The sequence below is a fragment of the Leucobacter holotrichiae genome (assembly GCF_055791005.1).
Genome location: NZ_JBVUAC010000001.1, coordinates 43,010 through 58,023, shown reverse-complemented (window position 1 = coordinate 58,023; position 15,014 = coordinate 43,010). Strand labels below are relative to the sequence as shown.

Sequence of the window (15,014 nt, the reverse complement as noted above, 5' to 3'; positions counted from 1 at the left end):
GTTAGTCGTTCTGCGCCTTCGCGCGATCGTTGTCGATGGGCAGACGCTCCTGGTTCGCGTTGAACTCGGCGGTCACCTGACCGGTGTTGCCGGCGTCGCGCAGCGACTCGATGTAGGCGTCGTACTCGTCCTGCTCGACGACACGGACCTCGAAGAGCATCATCGAGTGGTACTCGCCGCAGAGCTCGGCGCACTTGCCCATGAAGGTGCCGGTCTTCGTCGGAGTGAAGCTCATGTAGTTGGTCTGCCCCGGGATCATGTCCTTCTTGTAGAGGAACTCGACCACCCAGAACGAGTGGATGACGTCGCGGGTCTCGAGACGGATCTCGGTGGTCTGGTCAACGGGGAGGTAGAGCACCGGCATAGTGTCTTCGTCGGGGTTGCCGTCGGCGTCGGTCTGCACCTGGACGCCCTGGAAGTAGACGTCGTCATCAACGTAGTTGAAGTCCCAGGCCCAGCGCTTGCCGATGACCTCGACCGTGTTGTCGGGGTTGTCGACCCTGGTCTCGATCTTGCTCTGCTCCTGCGCGGTGAAGGCGAAGAAGCCCAGCACCAGGATGACCGGGACGACCGTGAAGAAGGTCTCGATCGGCATGTTGTAGCGGAGCTGCACGGGCAGGCCGGTCTGGCCCTTGCGACGCCGGTAGGCGATGGTGGCCCAGATGATCAGGCCCCACGTGACGACGCCGACGGCGAGCAGCACGATCCAGGAGGTGACCCACAGGCCGGTGATGCCGTCCGTATGGTTAGTGGCTCCCTCGGAGCCCTCGGGCAGGAAGCCCCGCTGCTGCTCGGGGGTGCAGCCGGCGAGCAGCAGCGCTGCCGAGAGCGCCACCGGGGCCGCGACCCATTTCATTCGACGATTGGAACGCACCGCATACCTTTCGAACTGTTTTCTCGCCGGCTCGGATGGCGGGCGAAGCTGATGACTCCCTGATAGCTTAGCGCGATCCTGAGCATTCCCCGAACCGACACCGGGTGTCGCGAACTCTCGATGCCCGAAGCGTTTCAGCTGAAGCTGTCGCCGCAGGCGCAGCTGCCCTGAGCGTTCGGATTGTCGATGGTGAACCCCTGCTTCTGAATGGTGTCTTCGAAGTCGATGGTCGCCCCGTTGAGGTACGGAATGCTCATCGCATCGACGACGACCTCGACCCCGTCGAAGCTCACCACGGCGTCGTTCTCCAGCTCCCGCTCATCGAAGAACAGCTGGTAGATCAGACCCGAGCAGCCGCCCGGCTGCACCGCGATGCGCAGACGGAGGTCATCGCGCCCCTCCTGCGCCAGCAGGCTGCGCACCTTCTCCTGCGCGGCCTGGCTGAGTGCGACTCCGTGCGCGCGCTCAGCCGCCGCGGTCTCCGCGGCGATCGTCTCAGTGCTCATGCGTAAACTCCTCGCTCGCTCGTGAACCGTATCCCCTCGATTCTACGCCCGCTCCCCGAGATCTCGTCAGTCGCGCACGGTAGTCTGGACGCAGCAGTCGAAGCAGTTCGACAGAGGTCTACACGGAACGCGCTCATGCGCATCGATCGAGAGGACAGGCGTGGCTAAGAAGGGCCCTGACAACGCGGCCGCCGCGAACGACAGCGAGGCGATCGTCGGCAAGGGTCGGCCGACCCCCTCGCGCAAGCAGGCGGAGGCCGCGAACGCGCGACCCATCGTCGGCTCCAAGGACAAGGCGCTGCTGAAGCAGCAGCGCCGCCAGCAGGCCGAAGCCCGGGAGCGGGCCCGCCTCGGCATGATGCAGGGCGACGACCGCTTCCTCACCCCGCGGGACAAGGGCCCGCAGCGGCGGTACGTGCGCGACTACGTCGACGCGCGCTGGAGCGTGGGCGAACTGCTCATCCCGATGATGCTCGTGGTGCTGGTGATGACGTTCATCCCCGGCGTCATGCAGGTCGTCAGCCTCATCGTGATCTGGGCGTTCGTCGGGCTCGCGATCCTCGACGCCGTGTTCCTCGGCTTCCGGCTGAAGAAGCGCCTGGGTGAGAAGTTCGGTGAGGATCGCGTGCAGCCCGGCTTCCGCTGGTACGCCGCGATGCGCGCCTTCCAGTTCCGCCCTCTACGCGTTCCCAAGCCTCAGGTCAAACGAGGCGAGTTCCCGAGTTAAGGGCCGCCTGCGGCTTCACGCCCCGAGTTCATCCGCAGCACAGCGGTGCGGATGAACTCGGGGCGTTCGATTTCATGCCGGACGAAAGGGTCTCTCCCGAGCCCGCGCGTCCGGGTTGAAGCCCGGCCTCTAGCCCGCCTGACGCCATCCGGCGCGCCGCAGGCCGCGGTTGATCGCTCGCGCCCACAGCGGACCCTCGTAGATGTACGCCGTGAACCCCTGCACCAGCGTGGCCCCCGCCCGCAGGCGCTGCAGCACGTCGTCCGCGGTGGTCACTCCACCGACCGATATCACGCAGAAGCCGGGGTCGGGAGCGGCGGCTCGAATGCGGGTGAGCACCTCGAGGGAGCGCTCGCGCAGCGGCGCGCCCGAGAGCCCGCCGGCGCCCATGCGCTCGATCTCGGCGGCGGACTCCGTCAGACCCTCGCGCGAGATCGTGGTGTTGGTGGCGATGATGCCGTCGAGTCCGAGCCGCTGCGCGAGCGCCACGATGCCGTCGATCTGCTCGTCGCCCATGTCGGGTGCGATCTTGACGAGGAGCGGCGTCGATCCCGCGGCGTCGCGCACCGCGGCGAGGAGCGGCTCGAGCATCTCGAGTTCCTGCAGCCCGCGCAGCCCTGGCGTGTTGGGCGAGCTGACGTTCACCGCGAGGTAGTCGGCGATCGGCGCGAGTCGCTGCGCGCTCCAGACGTAGTCCTGCGCGGCGTCGTCGACCTCGGTGACGCGGCTCTTGCCGATGTTCACTCCGATCACGGGACGGCGGCCGGACAGACGCGCGCGCTCGATTCGGGGCACGGCCGCGGCAGATCCGCCGTTGTTGAACCCCATGCGGTTGATGAGCCCGCGGTCGCCCACCAGGCGGAACATGCGCGGCTTGGGATTGCCGGGCTGGGCGTGGCGCGTGAGCGTGCCGACCTCCACGTGTCCGAACCCGAACTCGCCGAGCCCGAGGATGCCCTGGGCGTTTTTGTCGAAGCCTGCGGCGAGCCCGAACGGACTCGGGAAGTCGATGCCGAGAGCGCGGGTGCGGAGACTCGGGTGGGGCGCGCAGAGGCGGCGCACGATGCCGGCGGTGAAGGGAGCCGCCTGGATCACCCTGAACGCCAGGTGGTGGGCGGGCTCGGGACCCATGCGTCGCAGCACGGCGTTGAAGAGCAGCGGGTAGAGACGCATGGTCAGTCCTCCGGGGGGGTTATGGCCGATGATAGGTTGCGGGCGGTGGGAACAGAGCGCGGAGGCCTCAGTCCTCCGGAGGCGCCGTAGCGGATGCCTCACCGGCGGGGTGGGCGCGCAGCTCGGCTATGGCCGCGTCGAAATCGGCGAGGGACTCGAACGCCTGATACACGCTCGCGAAGCGCAGATACGCGACCTCGTCGAGCTCGCGCAGATGCGGGAGAACGGCGAGACCGATCTCGTTCGCATCGAACTGGGCGATGCCGCTGGAGCGCACGGATTCCTCGACCTGCTGCGCGAGCACGGCGAGGTCGGCGTCGGTGACGGGCCGGCCCTGGCAGGCCTTGCGCACGCCGCTCATCACCTTCTCCCTGCTGAACGGCTCGACCACACCGGATCGCTTGATCACGGTCAGACTCGCGGTCTCGGTCGTGGTGAAGCGGCGGCCGCACTCGGGGCACTGACGCCGACGACGGATCGAGAGCCCGTCGTCGGCGGTGCGCGAGTCGATCACGCGGCTGTCGGGGTGACGGCAGAAGGGGCAGTGCATCAGGCGTCGCTCCCCGAGGTCTCGACTGTGTTCGCCGGATCCCCGGCTGCGCTCCCCGGACCCCCGCCGGCGCTCCCCGCGTCACCGGTCCCGGGCCGCGCGCCTCCGGGGCCGGGCTGATCCCCCTCGAACCGCGCGCTGACGGCCTCGCCGTGGGCCGGGAGCCCCTCGGCGCCGGCGAGGGCGAGCAGCGGCCGCTCGACCTCGGCGAGAGCTGATCGGTCGTAGCCGATCACCTGCTGGGGGCGGAGGAAGGTGTGGGCCCCGAGGCCCGAAGCGAAGCGCGCCGTGCCGCCGGTGGGCAGCACGTGATTGGAGCCGGCGAGGTAGTCGCCGAGGCTCACCGGCGTGTAGCCGCCCATGAAGATCGCGCCGGCATCGGTGATGCCCTCGAGCACGGCCTCGTCGTCGTCGGTCTGGATCTCGAGGTGCTCGGGCCCGTACGCGTTACTGACGCGCGCGGCGGTCTCGAGATCGTCGACGAGGATCACGGCCGACTGGGGGCCGCCGAGCGCGGTCGCCACTCGTTCGGCGTGCCGCGTCGCCGCCGATCGGGTCCCGATCTCCTCGAGCACCCGCCCGGCGAACTCCGCGGAGTCCGTGACGAGCACCGAGGCCGCTGCCTCGTCGTGCTCCGCCTGGCTGATGAGATCGGCTGCGACGAAGCGCGGATCGGCCGTCGCATCGGCGATGACGAGGATCTCGGTCGTGCCGGCCTCGGAGTCGATGCCAACGAGCCCGTTCACCACCCGCTTCGCGGCTGCGACGAAGATGTTGCCAGGCCCGGTGATCTTGTCGACGGCGGCGAGAGCGATGCTCTCGACGCCGTGCGCGAAGGCCGCCACGGCGCCCGCGCCCCCGATCGCGTAGACCTCGTCGACCCCCGCGAGCGCCGCGGCCCAGAGCACGACCTCGTGGGGCAGCCCGTCGTTGTCCGGCTGGGCCGGCGATGCCAGCGCGAGCTCGGGAACGCCTGCGGCCTGAGCGGCGACGGCGTTCATGATGACCGAGGACGGATAGGCCGCCTTGCCGCCCGGCGCGTAGAGGCCGACGCGGCTGACCGGCTGCCAGCGCTGCCGGATCACGGCGCCGTCGCCGAAGCGGGTGATCTGCTCGGGCGGCACCTGGGCGGCCGAGCCGAGCCGGAGCTTCTCGATGAGCAGCTCGAGCGCGGTGCGGATCTCAGGCGGGCAGGTGTCGAGCGAGGCCGTGATGCGCTCGACGGGGACCCGCAGCGCGTGCCCCTCCACTCCGTCGAAATCACGGGCCTGCTCCCTGAGCGCGGCCTCGCCCCGATCGCGCACCGCGTCGACGAGCGGGCGCACCCGATCGACGGCGGTGCCGATGTCGAGCGCGGCGCGCGGCACGAGCCGCAACAGGTCGGCGCGCGAGAGCTGCCGCCCCCGCAGATCAATGGTTCGCATCACCCGACCAGTTTACCGGTGAGCGCACCGCGATGATTCGTACCCCGCCCGCATCTGCGAGGATGGGAAGGATGCGCAAGAGAGAAGCACGGGCATGACCCTCGCAACGGGTGCGCTGATCCTCGGCCTCGTCGTCATCGGCGCCGTCGCGCAGCGCGTCGCCGGGCTCGGCTTCGCCATGCTCATCTCGCCCTTCATGACGCTCCTCATCGGGGCCCACTCCGGGGTGGTGCTCGTGAACGTGCTCGGCGTCCTGTCGAGCGCGCTGATCGTGCCCCGGGTGTGGCGCTCCATCGACTGGTCGATGTTCCGCTGGCTGAGCGCGTTCGCCGTGGTCGGCTCGCTCACCGGGGCGTGGGTGGCGGGGCTGTTCTCACCTCCGGTGATGGCCGTGGCGGTCGGCGGGGTCGTGATCGTCGGCCTCGGCGGCTCACTGCTCGTACGGAGCGGCCGCCTCACGACGGAGCCCCGCGCTCCGCGAGCGGTCGCGGGGCTGCTGTCGGGCCTGACGAACTCGCTCGCGGGGGTCGGCGGCCCCGCCGTGAGCGCCTACGCCGTGCTCACCCGATGGCCGCAGATCTCGTTCGCCGCCACGCTGCAGCCCTACTTCCTGCTGATCGGCGTGACGTCCGCCACCGCGAAGCTGCTGCTCGATCCGCGCGCGCTGCCGACGACCGGCTGGTGGTTCTGGGGTCTGGTCGTGCTCGCGCTGCTCGCGGGCATCTGGCTCGGCGAGCAGCTGCTGCGCCGGGTCACGGCGGGACAGGTGCGGCGGGTCGTGATCCTGCTGGCGTTCGCGGGCGCGGCGGCGTCAGTGGTCCAGGGGCTGGTCGAGCTGCTGGTCTGAGCGGATCGCGGATCGCGGATCGCGGATCGGATCCGGGAACGGGATTCGATCCGCGCCGGATGATCCGCGGCTCACTCGACGGGGGCGAGCATGCCGAGCCACGCGAGTTCCCGCGTGCTCGCGACGAGCGCCTCGGCCGCCGCACCGGGGTCGACCTCGAGCAGGGTGGCGAGCGCGTCGGCGATCCGACCGAGCGAGAGCTCGCCGTCGCACACGCCGACGGCGGCCGCGATCAGCGGATCCGCGGCGACCCTCCGAGCGATCGGCCGATCGGTTGTGAGGCGGATCGCGCGCGGCGCCTCCTCACCCGGCGTGTGCTCGCGCTCCTCCACGACGGCCTCGGCGCGCACCCAGTGAGTCGCGAGAATCTCGGCGTCGCTCATGCGGCTCGCGGCGGCGCCGGCCTCGAACGCCGCCTCCAACCACGCCCCGAGCGCTTCGGTCGTGTAGGCGCCCGCGGCCTGATCGATCTCGACGCGGGTCGGGCCGGGTGTCCCTGCTTCGGCCTCCACGCGCCTGCGGATCCGGATCGAGCCGAGGCCGATCGCCGTGATGCGACGCGCGGAGAAGTCGTCGAGCCAGGAGGCCATGAGCCGCTCGAACTCCGGCGATCCGGGCCGCGCTCCCCCGTCGCGCGCCCAGGTCTCGGCGTACTGCGCAGGATCGACGCGGTCGCGCTCGACCACCCAGGCGTCGAGCGGCCCCGCGGTTTCCCCAGCAGCCCCCTCCGTTCCTCCTGCGGAACCGGCCGCGGCCTCGATCCAGCCCCGCACCCGCTCGAGTCCGTTGGCGCCCCACGGCGACTCCCAGTTGGCGAGGCAGAGGGCCGTGCCGCCCGGCGCAAGGTGACCGGGAGCCTCCGTCACCACACGCTCCGCGAGCGCGTCGCCGGCCATGCCGCCGTCACGGTACTCGTAGACGGGGGCATCGCCGTCGCCGCGCGGGGTGATCACGAACGGCGGGTTCGAGAGGATCAGGTCGAAACGCTCGCCCGCGACCGGGGCGAACAGGTCGCCGAGACGGAACTCGATCCGGTGCTCGACCCCGTTCAGGCGCGCGTTCGCCCGCGCCATCGCGAGCGCGCGCTCAGAGATGTCGGTCGCGACGACCCGGCCGCGCAGGGAGAGGTGCATCGCGACGACGCCGCACCCGGTGCCCAGGTCGAGGCAGCGTTCCGCATCACCGGGCGATACCTGGGAGATGAGGGAGCGGGTCGCGCCGCCGACGCCCATGACGTGATCGGGGCGGGCGGGCGCGCGGCGCAGCTGGTCGTCGAGGTCCGAGATGATCCACCAGCGCGCCGGATCCTCGAGGCGCGCGTCCGCGACCTCGATCGGGTTCAGCGACAGGGCGGCGCGGAGCAGGCGGGCTCCCCCGTCGGCTACTGACGCTGCCTCGCCTACGGCAGCGTCCCCCGTCTCCTCGCCGATGGGGTCCCCCGCCCCCTCGACGGCGGGCTCCCCCTCCGGGTCAGTGACGCGCACCAGCCCCAGCGCGAGCGCCCCGTCGACGCCGAGCTCCGGCAGGGCGCGCGCCAGCTCGGCCTCGTCGACGGGATCGGCGAGCAGGAACAGCCGCACGAGCGAGGCGAGCGGGCTGTCTCCGCGCTCGCGCAGCACCCGGAGCGCCGGCGCGAACACCCCGCGCTGCCGCGCGGCGTCGGCCGCCGCTCCGAGCAACCCGGTGACGGTCGCGGCGCGGTAGCCGGCGCGGTCGAGATCGGTGTGCAGACGGTCGATGAGTTCGGGATCCACCCCACCAGCGTATTGCTTACGGCGGCGCGGGTCCCGACCCCGCCCCTAGTAGGCGACGGTGAAGCGTTCGCGGTGGTGCTTCGGCTCTTCGATCTCGTCGACCACGGCGACGCCGAAGTCAGCTCCCGAGATCTCCGAGCGGCCCTCGGCATCGGCGAGCAGCACGTCGCCGCCCACCCGGTACTCGCCCCGGTACTCGCCCGCCGCCCAGGCGCCGAAGGCGGCCGGCGGACTGATGAGGAACCAGTCGAGCTCCTCGGGCGCGGCGCGCAGGTCGTCGAGCACGCCGCCCATCTCGGCAGCCTCGGGCTTCACCGCCTCGGCGAAGTCGGGGCCGTTCATCACGAGCTCGCCGCCCTCGCTCTGCAGCAGGGAGCCGGCGCCCCCGATCACCCCGAGACGCACTCCGGCCGCCGCCGCTTCGGAGGCGAGCTCCGCGATCGCGGCGCGCACGCGGCCCTCCATGTCACCGCGCGGCGACACCGCGACGATGACGACGTCGGCGCCCTCGAGGGCCCGGGCACGGTCGGCCGCATCGGTGATGGAGCCGCGCAGGTACTCGGCCCCGGAGATCTGCTCCGCCGTCTCACCGCGGCTCATGCTCCGCACCGCGAGGCCGCGCACCGCGGCCGCCTCCACGATGTGCGATCCCGCATAGCCGCTGCCGCCGATCACCGTCACGCTGGTCATGTCTGCCTCCTCGAGTCGTGGCCCGCCGATGCGGCGGGTGCTCCTGCGAGAACGGCGCGCGGGGCCGGGGTATTCCCGGGTTCTCCTCTCAGGCGAAGGCGCGGTCGTGAGCGGTGACGGGGCTCGGCAGCACGGTCTCGCCCGTGAGGTAGGCGTCGACCGACGCTGCGGCGGCGCGACCCTCCGCGATGGCCCACACGATGAGCGACTGACCGCGCCCGGCGTCTCCGGCCACGAACACACCCGGCACCTCGGTCGCGTAGTCCTTCGTGCGCTCGAAGGCGCCCCGCGGGCCGCGGCCGAGCGGCACAGCCGGATCCTCGATCCCCTCCGGCCCGGTGAACCCCATCGCGATCAGCACGAGGTCGGCGTCGATGAGCCGTTCGGTGCCCGGGATCGGCTCGCGCCCGCGCTCCGTGAACCCGGTCTCCGCCACGCGCAGCGCCCGCACGGCGCCCGAGTCGTCGCCCACGAACTCGACGGTCGATGCGAGGTAGCTGCGCTCACCGCCCTCCTCGTGCGAGCTCGACACCTCGAAGAGCGTCGGGTGCACCGGCCAGGGCTGCGCGTCGGTGCGCGTCGGCGACGGCTTGCGGCCGATCGCGAGGTTGGTCACCGACTTCGCGCCCTGCCGGTGCGCGGTGCCGATGCAGTCGGCGCCGGTGTCGCCGCCGCCGATCACGACCACGTGCTTGCCCGCGGCGTCGAGTCCCGGAGGCACCTGAGCGGCGTCGAGCTCGGCGGGAGGGCCCCCGCCCGCGCCCTCCAGCGCGCGGTTCTGCGCGGTGAGGTACTCCATCGCGTAGTGCACACCCGAGAGCTCGCGACCGGGCAGCGGCAACTCGCGCGGCACGGTGGCGCCGGTCGTCACGACGACGGCGTCGAAGCGGCGGCGCAGTTCGCTCCACGACATGTCGCGCCCGATCTCGATGCCGCAGCGGAACCGGGTGCCCTCGGCCTTGAGCTGCTCGATCCTGCGCGTCACGAGGTGCTTCTCGAGCTTGAACTCCGGAATGCCGTACCGCAGCAGGCCCCCCGGCTGCTCGTCGCGCTCGTACACCGCGACCGTGTGGCCGGCGCGGGTCAGCTGCTGGCCGGCGGCGAGGCCCGCGGGGCCCGATCCGACCACCGCGACGGTCTTGCCCGTGAGGCGGGCAGGGGGCTGCGGCACGACCCAGCCCCGCGCGAAGGCCTCGTCGATGATGCTGTTCTCGGTCTGCTTGATCGTGACGGCGGGCTGGTTGATGCCGAGCACGCACGCCGACTCGCAGGGCGCGGGGCAGGCCCGGCCGGTGAACTCGGGGAAGTTGTTGGTCTCGTGCAGGCGGTCGATGGCCTCCCGCCAGCGATCCCGGTAGACAAGGTCGTTCCACTCCGGGATGAGGTTGCCGAGCGGGCAGCCCTGGTGGCAGAAGGCGACGCCGCAGTCCATGCAGCGAGACGCCTGGCGCGCGACGACCGTGGGGTCGGCCGGATCGACGACCTCCCGCCAGTCCTTGAGCCGCAGCGCGACCGGACGCTTGGGAGCGAGTTCTCGCTCGCGCACCTTCAGGAATCCGCGGGGATCAGCCATGGGTCGCCTCCAGGATCTCGGTCCACACCCGCTCGCCGTCGGGGTCGATGCCTTGTTCGTTCGCGCGTTCGCGGATCTCGAGCACCCGCGAGTAGCCGCGCGGGATCAGGCGGGTGAACCGCGCGAACACGCTCTCGGCGTCGGTGTCGATCCCGGTGAGCAGCGCGCTCGCCAGCTCCGATCCGGTCTGCTCGACGTGCCGCTTCAGCAGCGTCACGACCTTCTCCCGCAGCGGGTCGTCGAGCGGTGTGAGGGTGAGCGCGCCCGAGCCGAGCTCGGCCGAGTTCACGTTCGCCGGGTCCAGATCGAGGATCACCGCTTCGCCGCCCGACATGCCCGCGCCGATGTTGCGTCCCGTCTGCCCGAGGATCAGCGCGAAGCCGCCGGTGAAGTACTCGAGTGCGTGGTCGCCCGTGCCCTCGACCACCGCGGTGGCGCCGGATCCCCGCACGAGGAAGCGCTCGCCGACCATGCCCGCGATCCACATCGCTCCGCGCGTCGCGCCGTAGCCGATCGTGTTGCCCGCGATCACATTGCCCCACGCGGCGTGGCCGGCCTCGGGGTGCGGCCGGATCGCGATCTCGCCGCCCGAGAGGCCCTTGCCGACGTAGTCGTTCGCGTCGCCTACGAGCCGCAGCGTGATACCCGCCGGGATGAAGGCGCCGAGCGACTGCCCGGCCGAGCCGGTCAGCGTGATGTCGATGGTCTCGGGGGCGAGGCCGTCCGCCCCGTGGCGCTTCGTGACCTCGTGGCCGAGCATCGTGCCGACGGCGCGGTCGATGTTGCGGATCGGCAGGTCGATCACGACGGGTTCGCGGCGCTCGAGAGCGTCGGCGGCCATCTCGATGAGGCCGCGGTCGAAGTGCTCCCCGAGCTCGTGGTCCTGCTCGCGGCCGTGGCGACGCGGCTCGTTCTCGGGGAACGAGGGGCCGCGCAGGATCGGCGTGAGGTCGAGGCCCTCGGCCTTCCAGTGCCGGATCGCGTCGTCGACGTCGAGCGCCGCGGTGTCGCCCACGGCCTCGGCGAGCGTGCGGTAGCCGAGGGATGCGAGGATCTCGCGCACCTCCTCGGCGATGAAGCGGAAGAAGTTGACGACGTGCTCCGCCTGCCCGGTGAAGCGCTCACGCAGCTCGGGGTTTTGCGTCGCGACGCCGACGGGACAGGTGTCGAGGTGGCAGACACGCATCATGATGCAGCCCGAGACGACGAGCGGGGCCGTGGCGAAACCGAACTCCTCGGCGCCGAGCAGCGCGGCGACGACCACGTCCCGGCCGGTCTTCAGCTGCCCGTCGGCCTGCAGCACGACGCGCTCGCGCAGGCCGTTGAGCATGAGGGTCTGCTGCGCCTCGGCGAGGCCGAGCTCCCACGGCGAGCCGGCGTGCTTCAGCGAGTTCATGGGGCTCGCGCCGGTGCCGCCGTCGTGGCCGGAGACGAGGATGACATCGGAGAGCGCCTTGGCGACGCCGGCGGCGACGGGGCCGATGCCGCTCTGAGCGACGAGTTTCGTCGAGATGCGCGCCGACGGGTTGGCGCGCTTCAGGTCGAAGATCAGCTGCTTCAGATCCTCGATCGAGTAGATGTCGTGGTGCGGGGGCGGCGAGATGAGGCCGACGCCCGGGGTGGCGTGCCTGGTGCGGGCGATCCACGGGTACATCTTCTGCGGGGGCAGCTGACCGCCCTCACCCGGCTTCGCCCCCTGGGCGAGCTTGATCTGGATCTCGTCGGCGTGCGTGAGGTACATCGAGGTCACGCCGAAGCGGCCGGACGCCACCTGCTTGATGGCGCTGCGCCGCTCGGGGTCGAGCAGCCGATCCTCGGCCTCGCCGCCCTCGCCCGTGTTCGACCTGCCGCCGAGCCGGTTCATGGCGATCGCGAGCGTCTGATGCGCCTCGGGCGAGATCGAGCCGTAGCTCATGGCGCCCGTGGCGAAGCGCGTGACGATCTCGCTCACGGGCTCGACCTCTCCGAGCGGCACCGGAGGCCGCTGCGGGGCGAACTTGAAGAGGCCTCGCAGCGTCATGAGCCGCTCCTGCTGCTCGTTCACGCGCCGCGTGTACTCGGCGAAGATCTCGCGCTTGCCGGTGCGGGTCGCGTGCTGCAGCTTGAAGATCGTCTCAGGATCGAAGAGGTGGGGTTCCTCGCCGCGCCGCCAGCGGTACTCGCCGCCGGTCTCGAGCTTCTTGTGGGCCAGCGGGGCCGGGTCGTCGGGGTAGGCCGCGCGGTGGCGGGCCGCGACCTCGGCGGCGATCACATCGAGGCCGACGCCCCCGAGCCGCGAGGCGGTGCCGGTGAAGTAGCGGTCGACGAGCTGCTGCGACAGCCCGATCGCCTCGAAGGTCTGCGCGCCGCAGTACGAGGCCACGGTCGAGATCCCCATCTTGCTCATCACCTTGAGCATGCCCTTGCCGAGCGACTTGATGAGCCGCGCGACGGCTTCCTCTTCGGTGACTCCCGTGATCGAGCCGTCGCGCACGAGCAGGCCGACGGTCTCCATGGCGAGGTACGGGTTGACCGCCGCGGCGCCATAGCCGATGAGCGCGGCGACGTGGTGCACCTCGCGCACATCGCCCGCCTCGGCGATGAGTGCGACGCTCATGCGCTGCCCCTCGCGGATGAGGTGGTGGTGCACCGCGGAGATCGCGAGCAGCGACGGCACGGGGGCGAGATCCTTGTTCGAATCGCGATCCGACAGGATGAGGAATTCCGCCCCGGCCTCGATCGCGGCGCTCGCCTCCCAGCACATGGCCTCGAGGCGGTCGGCGAGGCCCTTCGCGTCGTAGTCGACGGGGTACAGCCCGCGGATCGTGACCGCGCGCTCGCGCTCGGGGTCATCGCCGAAGTGCTGGATGCGGGCGAGTGCGTCGTTGTCGATGACCGGGAAATCGAGGATCACCTGGCGCGCGTGGTCCGCTGACTGGGTGAGGAGGTTCTGCTGCGGACCGATGCTCGTGACCAGGCTCGTGACGAGCTCTTCGCGGAGTGCGTCGAGCGGCGGATTGGTGACCTGCGCGAACTGCTGCACAAAGTAGTCGTAAATGTGCCGGGGCCGCTCCGACAGTGCCGCGATCGGCGTGTCGGTGCCCATGGCCGCGATCGGCTCGATGCCGTCGCGCGCCATCGGGGTGAGCAGCAGCCGCAATTCCTCCTCGGTGTACCCGAAGGTGCGCTGGCGACGGGTGATCGACGCGGGAGGATGCACGAGGTGCTCGCGCTCGGGCTGCTCGGAGAGCCGGATCCGCCCCTCCTCGAGCCACTCCCCCCAGGGCGCGAGGTTCGCGAGTTCGCCCTTCACGGCCTCGTCGTCGCGGATGGTGCCGCTGACGAGGTCGACGGCGAGCATACGTCCCGGCTGCAGGCGCCCCCGGCGGATCACACGGCCGGGCGCGATGTCGAGCACACCGGTCTCGCTCGCGATCACCATGATTCCGTCGCCCGTCACCAGGAAGCGCCCCGGCCGCAGCCCGTTGCGATCGAGCGTGGCGACGAGCTCGACGCCGTCGGTGGCGATCATCGCCGCGGGCCCGTCCCACGGCTCCATCACGAGCGAGTGGTACTCCAGGAAGCTCACGAGGTCGGGGTGCAGGCCGGTCTCGGACTCCCACGCCTCGGGCACCATCATGGCGAGCGCGTGCGGCAGCGAGCGCCCCGCCCGCACCAGCAGCTCGAGCACCTCGTCGAAACTCGCCGAGTCGCTGCCGCCCTCGGAGCAGATGGGCGAGAGCTGCCGCACGTCGCCAAGCAGCGGGCTCTCGAGCTGCGCCTCCCGCGCCCGCATCCAGTTGCGGTTGCCGCGCACCGTGTTGATCTCCCCGTTGTGCGCCACGAGGCGCAGCGGCTGGGCGAGGTGCCACGACGGGAAGGTATTGGTCGAGTAGCGCGAGTGCACGATCGCGAAGCGGCTCTCGAAGCGCTCGTCCGACAGCTCGGGGTAGAACGCCGGCAGCTGCAGCGTGGTGACCATGCCCTTGTAGACGATCGTGCGCGCGCTGAGCGAGGGCAGGTAGCAGCCGGTCTCGTGCTGGATGCGCTTACGGGTGCGGAAGGCCCGGCGCTCGAGGTCGTCGGTGTCGAGCGGCCGCGCAGAGGGCACGGTGCCGTAGCCGCTGAGTCCGCCGGGCTCGGAGGCACCCTGCTGAGGAACGAGGATCAGCTGCTCGATCGCCGGGCTCACCGCGCGGGCGCTCTCCCCCAGCACCTCGGGACGCACCGCGACCGGCCGCCAGGCGAGTACCGAGAGTCCCTCCTCGGCGGCGATCGCGCCGATGCGGTAGCGCACGGCCTGCCGCTCGGTCGACGCCCGGGGCAGGAAGGCGAGGCCGGCAGCGTAGCCGCCGGCGGCGGGCAGCCGCAGCGTCGAGTCCATCTCGCCGAGCGCCTCGCGGATGAAACGATCGGGCAGGTCGCTGAGGATGCCTGCGCCGTCGCCGGTGCCCGCGTCGGAGCCCACCGCGCCTCGGTGCTCGAGGTGTTCGAGCGCCTCGAGCGCGAGGGAGACGATCTCATGGCTCGGCTCGCCGGTGAGCGAGACCACGGAGGCGAGGCCGCAGGCGTCGCGCTCGTCGGCCGGGTCGTAGAGCCCGACGCGCTCGGGGAAGCCCGCGGGCTGTGCTGCAGGGGTCTTGGCTCGCTCGCTCATCGACGTCCTTTCTCTCGGCGGGACGTCGGCGGCCCTGGCGTAACCACCGGTGGAATCGGTCTGCGACAGCGCCGTCCCAGTGAGCCACGGTGGATCTGGAGACCCCAGTTTACCAATCGTTTCTTCGGTGAAACTAATCAGTCGACGCACTTTATGCAGAGGATTCACGAAGTGCGGCGCATGATTGAAATATTCTTCGGAAGTTATTGACAATCCCCGAACAGTCCGATTTCACGAAACATAATCGAAACACTGTCGTC

At 70.9% G+C, this 15,014-nt stretch carries 11 protein-coding genes; 2 read left to right on the top strand and 9 right to left on the bottom strand.

The window, feature by feature from the left end; all coding sequences use genetic code 11:
- Position 1 precedes the first annotated feature (1 nt).
- On the bottom strand, positions 2 to 856 hold the full coding sequence (ctaC, locus tag AC0KXF_RS00260; RefSeq protein ID WP_473107313.1) for an aa3-type cytochrome oxidase subunit II: 855 nt from the start codon (positions 854 to 856) through the stop codon (positions 2 to 4).
- A 152-nt stretch (positions 857 to 1,008) separates the two neighbouring features.
- Positions 1,009 to 1,380: an iron-sulfur cluster insertion protein ErpA gene (gene erpA, locus AC0KXF_RS00255; protein WP_223043825.1), complete on the bottom strand. Its 372-nt coding sequence runs from the start codon at positions 1,378 to 1,380 to the stop codon at positions 1,009 to 1,011.
- Positions 1,381 to 1,540: 160 nt separating this feature from the next.
- Here erpA and AC0KXF_RS00250 point away from each other — a divergent pair, with 160 nt between their 5' ends.
- Positions 1,541 to 2,107: a DUF3043 domain-containing protein gene (locus tag AC0KXF_RS00250; protein WP_473107312.1), complete on the top strand. Its 567-nt coding sequence runs from the start codon at positions 1,541 to 1,543 to the stop codon at positions 2,105 to 2,107.
- Positions 2,108 to 2,236: 129 nt separating this feature from the next.
- Here AC0KXF_RS00250 and AC0KXF_RS00245 read toward each other — a convergent pair whose 3' ends face one another.
- From AC0KXF_RS00245 to hisD, 3 genes are all read right to left on the bottom strand, one after another.
- Positions 2,237 to 3,280, bottom strand: coding sequence for a quinone-dependent dihydroorotate dehydrogenase (locus AC0KXF_RS00245; RefSeq protein ID WP_473107311.1), 1,044 nt, complete (start codon positions 3,278 to 3,280; stop codon positions 2,237 to 2,239).
- Positions 3,281 to 3,347: 67 nt separating this feature from the next.
- On the bottom strand, positions 3,348 to 3,830 hold the full coding sequence (nrdR, locus tag AC0KXF_RS00240) for a transcriptional regulator NrdR (protein WP_473107310.1): 483 nt from the start codon (positions 3,828 to 3,830) through the stop codon (positions 3,348 to 3,350).
- Complete coding sequence (gene hisD, locus AC0KXF_RS00235) at positions 3,830 to 5,254, bottom strand: histidinol dehydrogenase (protein ID WP_473107876.1); 1,425 nt, start codon at positions 5,252 to 5,254, stop codon at positions 3,830 to 3,832. The genes nrdR and hisD overlap by 1 nt, the downstream gene beginning before the upstream one ends.
- Before the next feature lie 94 nt (positions 5,255 to 5,348).
- On the opposite strand from hisD, the gene AC0KXF_RS00230 reads away from it, so the two are divergent.
- A complete protein-coding gene (locus tag AC0KXF_RS00230; RefSeq protein ID WP_473107309.1) occupies positions 5,349 to 6,101 on the top strand; it encodes a TSUP family transporter in 753 nt (250 codons plus the stop codon).
- 71 nt (positions 6,102 to 6,172) lie between these two features.
- Here AC0KXF_RS00230 and AC0KXF_RS00225 read toward each other — a convergent pair whose 3' ends face one another.
- The 4 genes from AC0KXF_RS00225 to gltB form a co-directional block, all read right to left on the bottom strand.
- A complete protein-coding gene (locus tag AC0KXF_RS00225) occupies positions 6,173 to 7,855 on the bottom strand; it encodes a DUF7059 domain-containing protein (RefSeq protein ID WP_473107308.1) in 1,683 nt (560 codons plus the stop codon).
- Between the two features lie 45 nt (positions 7,856 to 7,900).
- Positions 7,901 to 8,545, bottom strand: a complete 645-nt coding sequence (locus AC0KXF_RS00220) for an NAD(P)-dependent oxidoreductase (protein WP_473107307.1) — start codon at positions 8,543 to 8,545, stop codon at positions 7,901 to 7,903.
- Between the two features lie 88 nt (positions 8,546 to 8,633).
- Positions 8,634 to 10,118: a glutamate synthase subunit beta gene (locus tag AC0KXF_RS00215; RefSeq protein WP_473107306.1), complete on the bottom strand. Its 1,485-nt coding sequence runs from the start codon at positions 10,116 to 10,118 to the stop codon at positions 8,634 to 8,636.
- Positions 10,111 to 14,754: a glutamate synthase large subunit gene (gene gltB / locus AC0KXF_RS00210; RefSeq protein WP_473107305.1), complete on the bottom strand. Its 4,644-nt coding sequence runs from the start codon at positions 14,752 to 14,754 to the stop codon at positions 10,111 to 10,113. Before gltB ends, AC0KXF_RS00215 begins: the two co-directional genes overlap by 8 nt.
- Positions 14,755 to 15,014: the final 260 nt, after the last annotated feature.

What these genes read in the sequence shown, in the direction of transcription:
- gltB (WP_473107305.1), bottom strand. Translation starts at nt 14,754, where the DNA reads ATGAGCGAGCGAGCCAAGACCCCTGCAGCACAGCCCGCGGGCTTCCCC.
- AC0KXF_RS00245 (WP_473107311.1), bottom strand. Translation starts at nt 3,280, where the DNA reads ATGCGTCTCTACCCGCTGCTCTTCAACGCCGTGCTGCGACGCATGGGT.
- AC0KXF_RS00220 (WP_473107307.1), bottom strand. Translation starts at nt 8,545, where the DNA reads ATGACCAGCGTGACGGTGATCGGCGGCAGCGGCTATGCGGGATCGCAC.
- AC0KXF_RS00230 (WP_473107309.1), top strand. Translation starts at nt 5,349, where the DNA reads ATGACCCTCGCAACGGGTGCGCTGATCCTCGGCCTCGTCGTCATCGGC.
- AC0KXF_RS00215 (WP_473107306.1), bottom strand. Translation starts at nt 10,118, where the DNA reads ATGGCTGATCCCCGCGGATTCCTGAAGGTGCGCGAGCGAGAACTCGCT.
- ctaC (WP_473107313.1), bottom strand. Translation starts at nt 856, where the DNA reads ATGAAATGGGTCGCGGCCCCGGTGGCGCTCTCGGCAGCGCTGCTGCTC.
- hisD (WP_473107876.1), bottom strand. Translation starts at nt 5,254, where the DNA reads ATGCGAACCATTGATCTGCGGGGGCGGCAGCTCTCGCGCGCCGACCTG.
- nrdR (WP_473107310.1), bottom strand. Translation starts at nt 3,830, where the DNA reads ATGCACTGCCCCTTCTGCCGTCACCCCGACAGCCGCGTGATCGACTCG.
- erpA (WP_223043825.1), bottom strand. Translation starts at nt 1,380, where the DNA reads ATGAGCACTGAGACGATCGCCGCGGAGACCGCGGCGGCTGAGCGCGCG.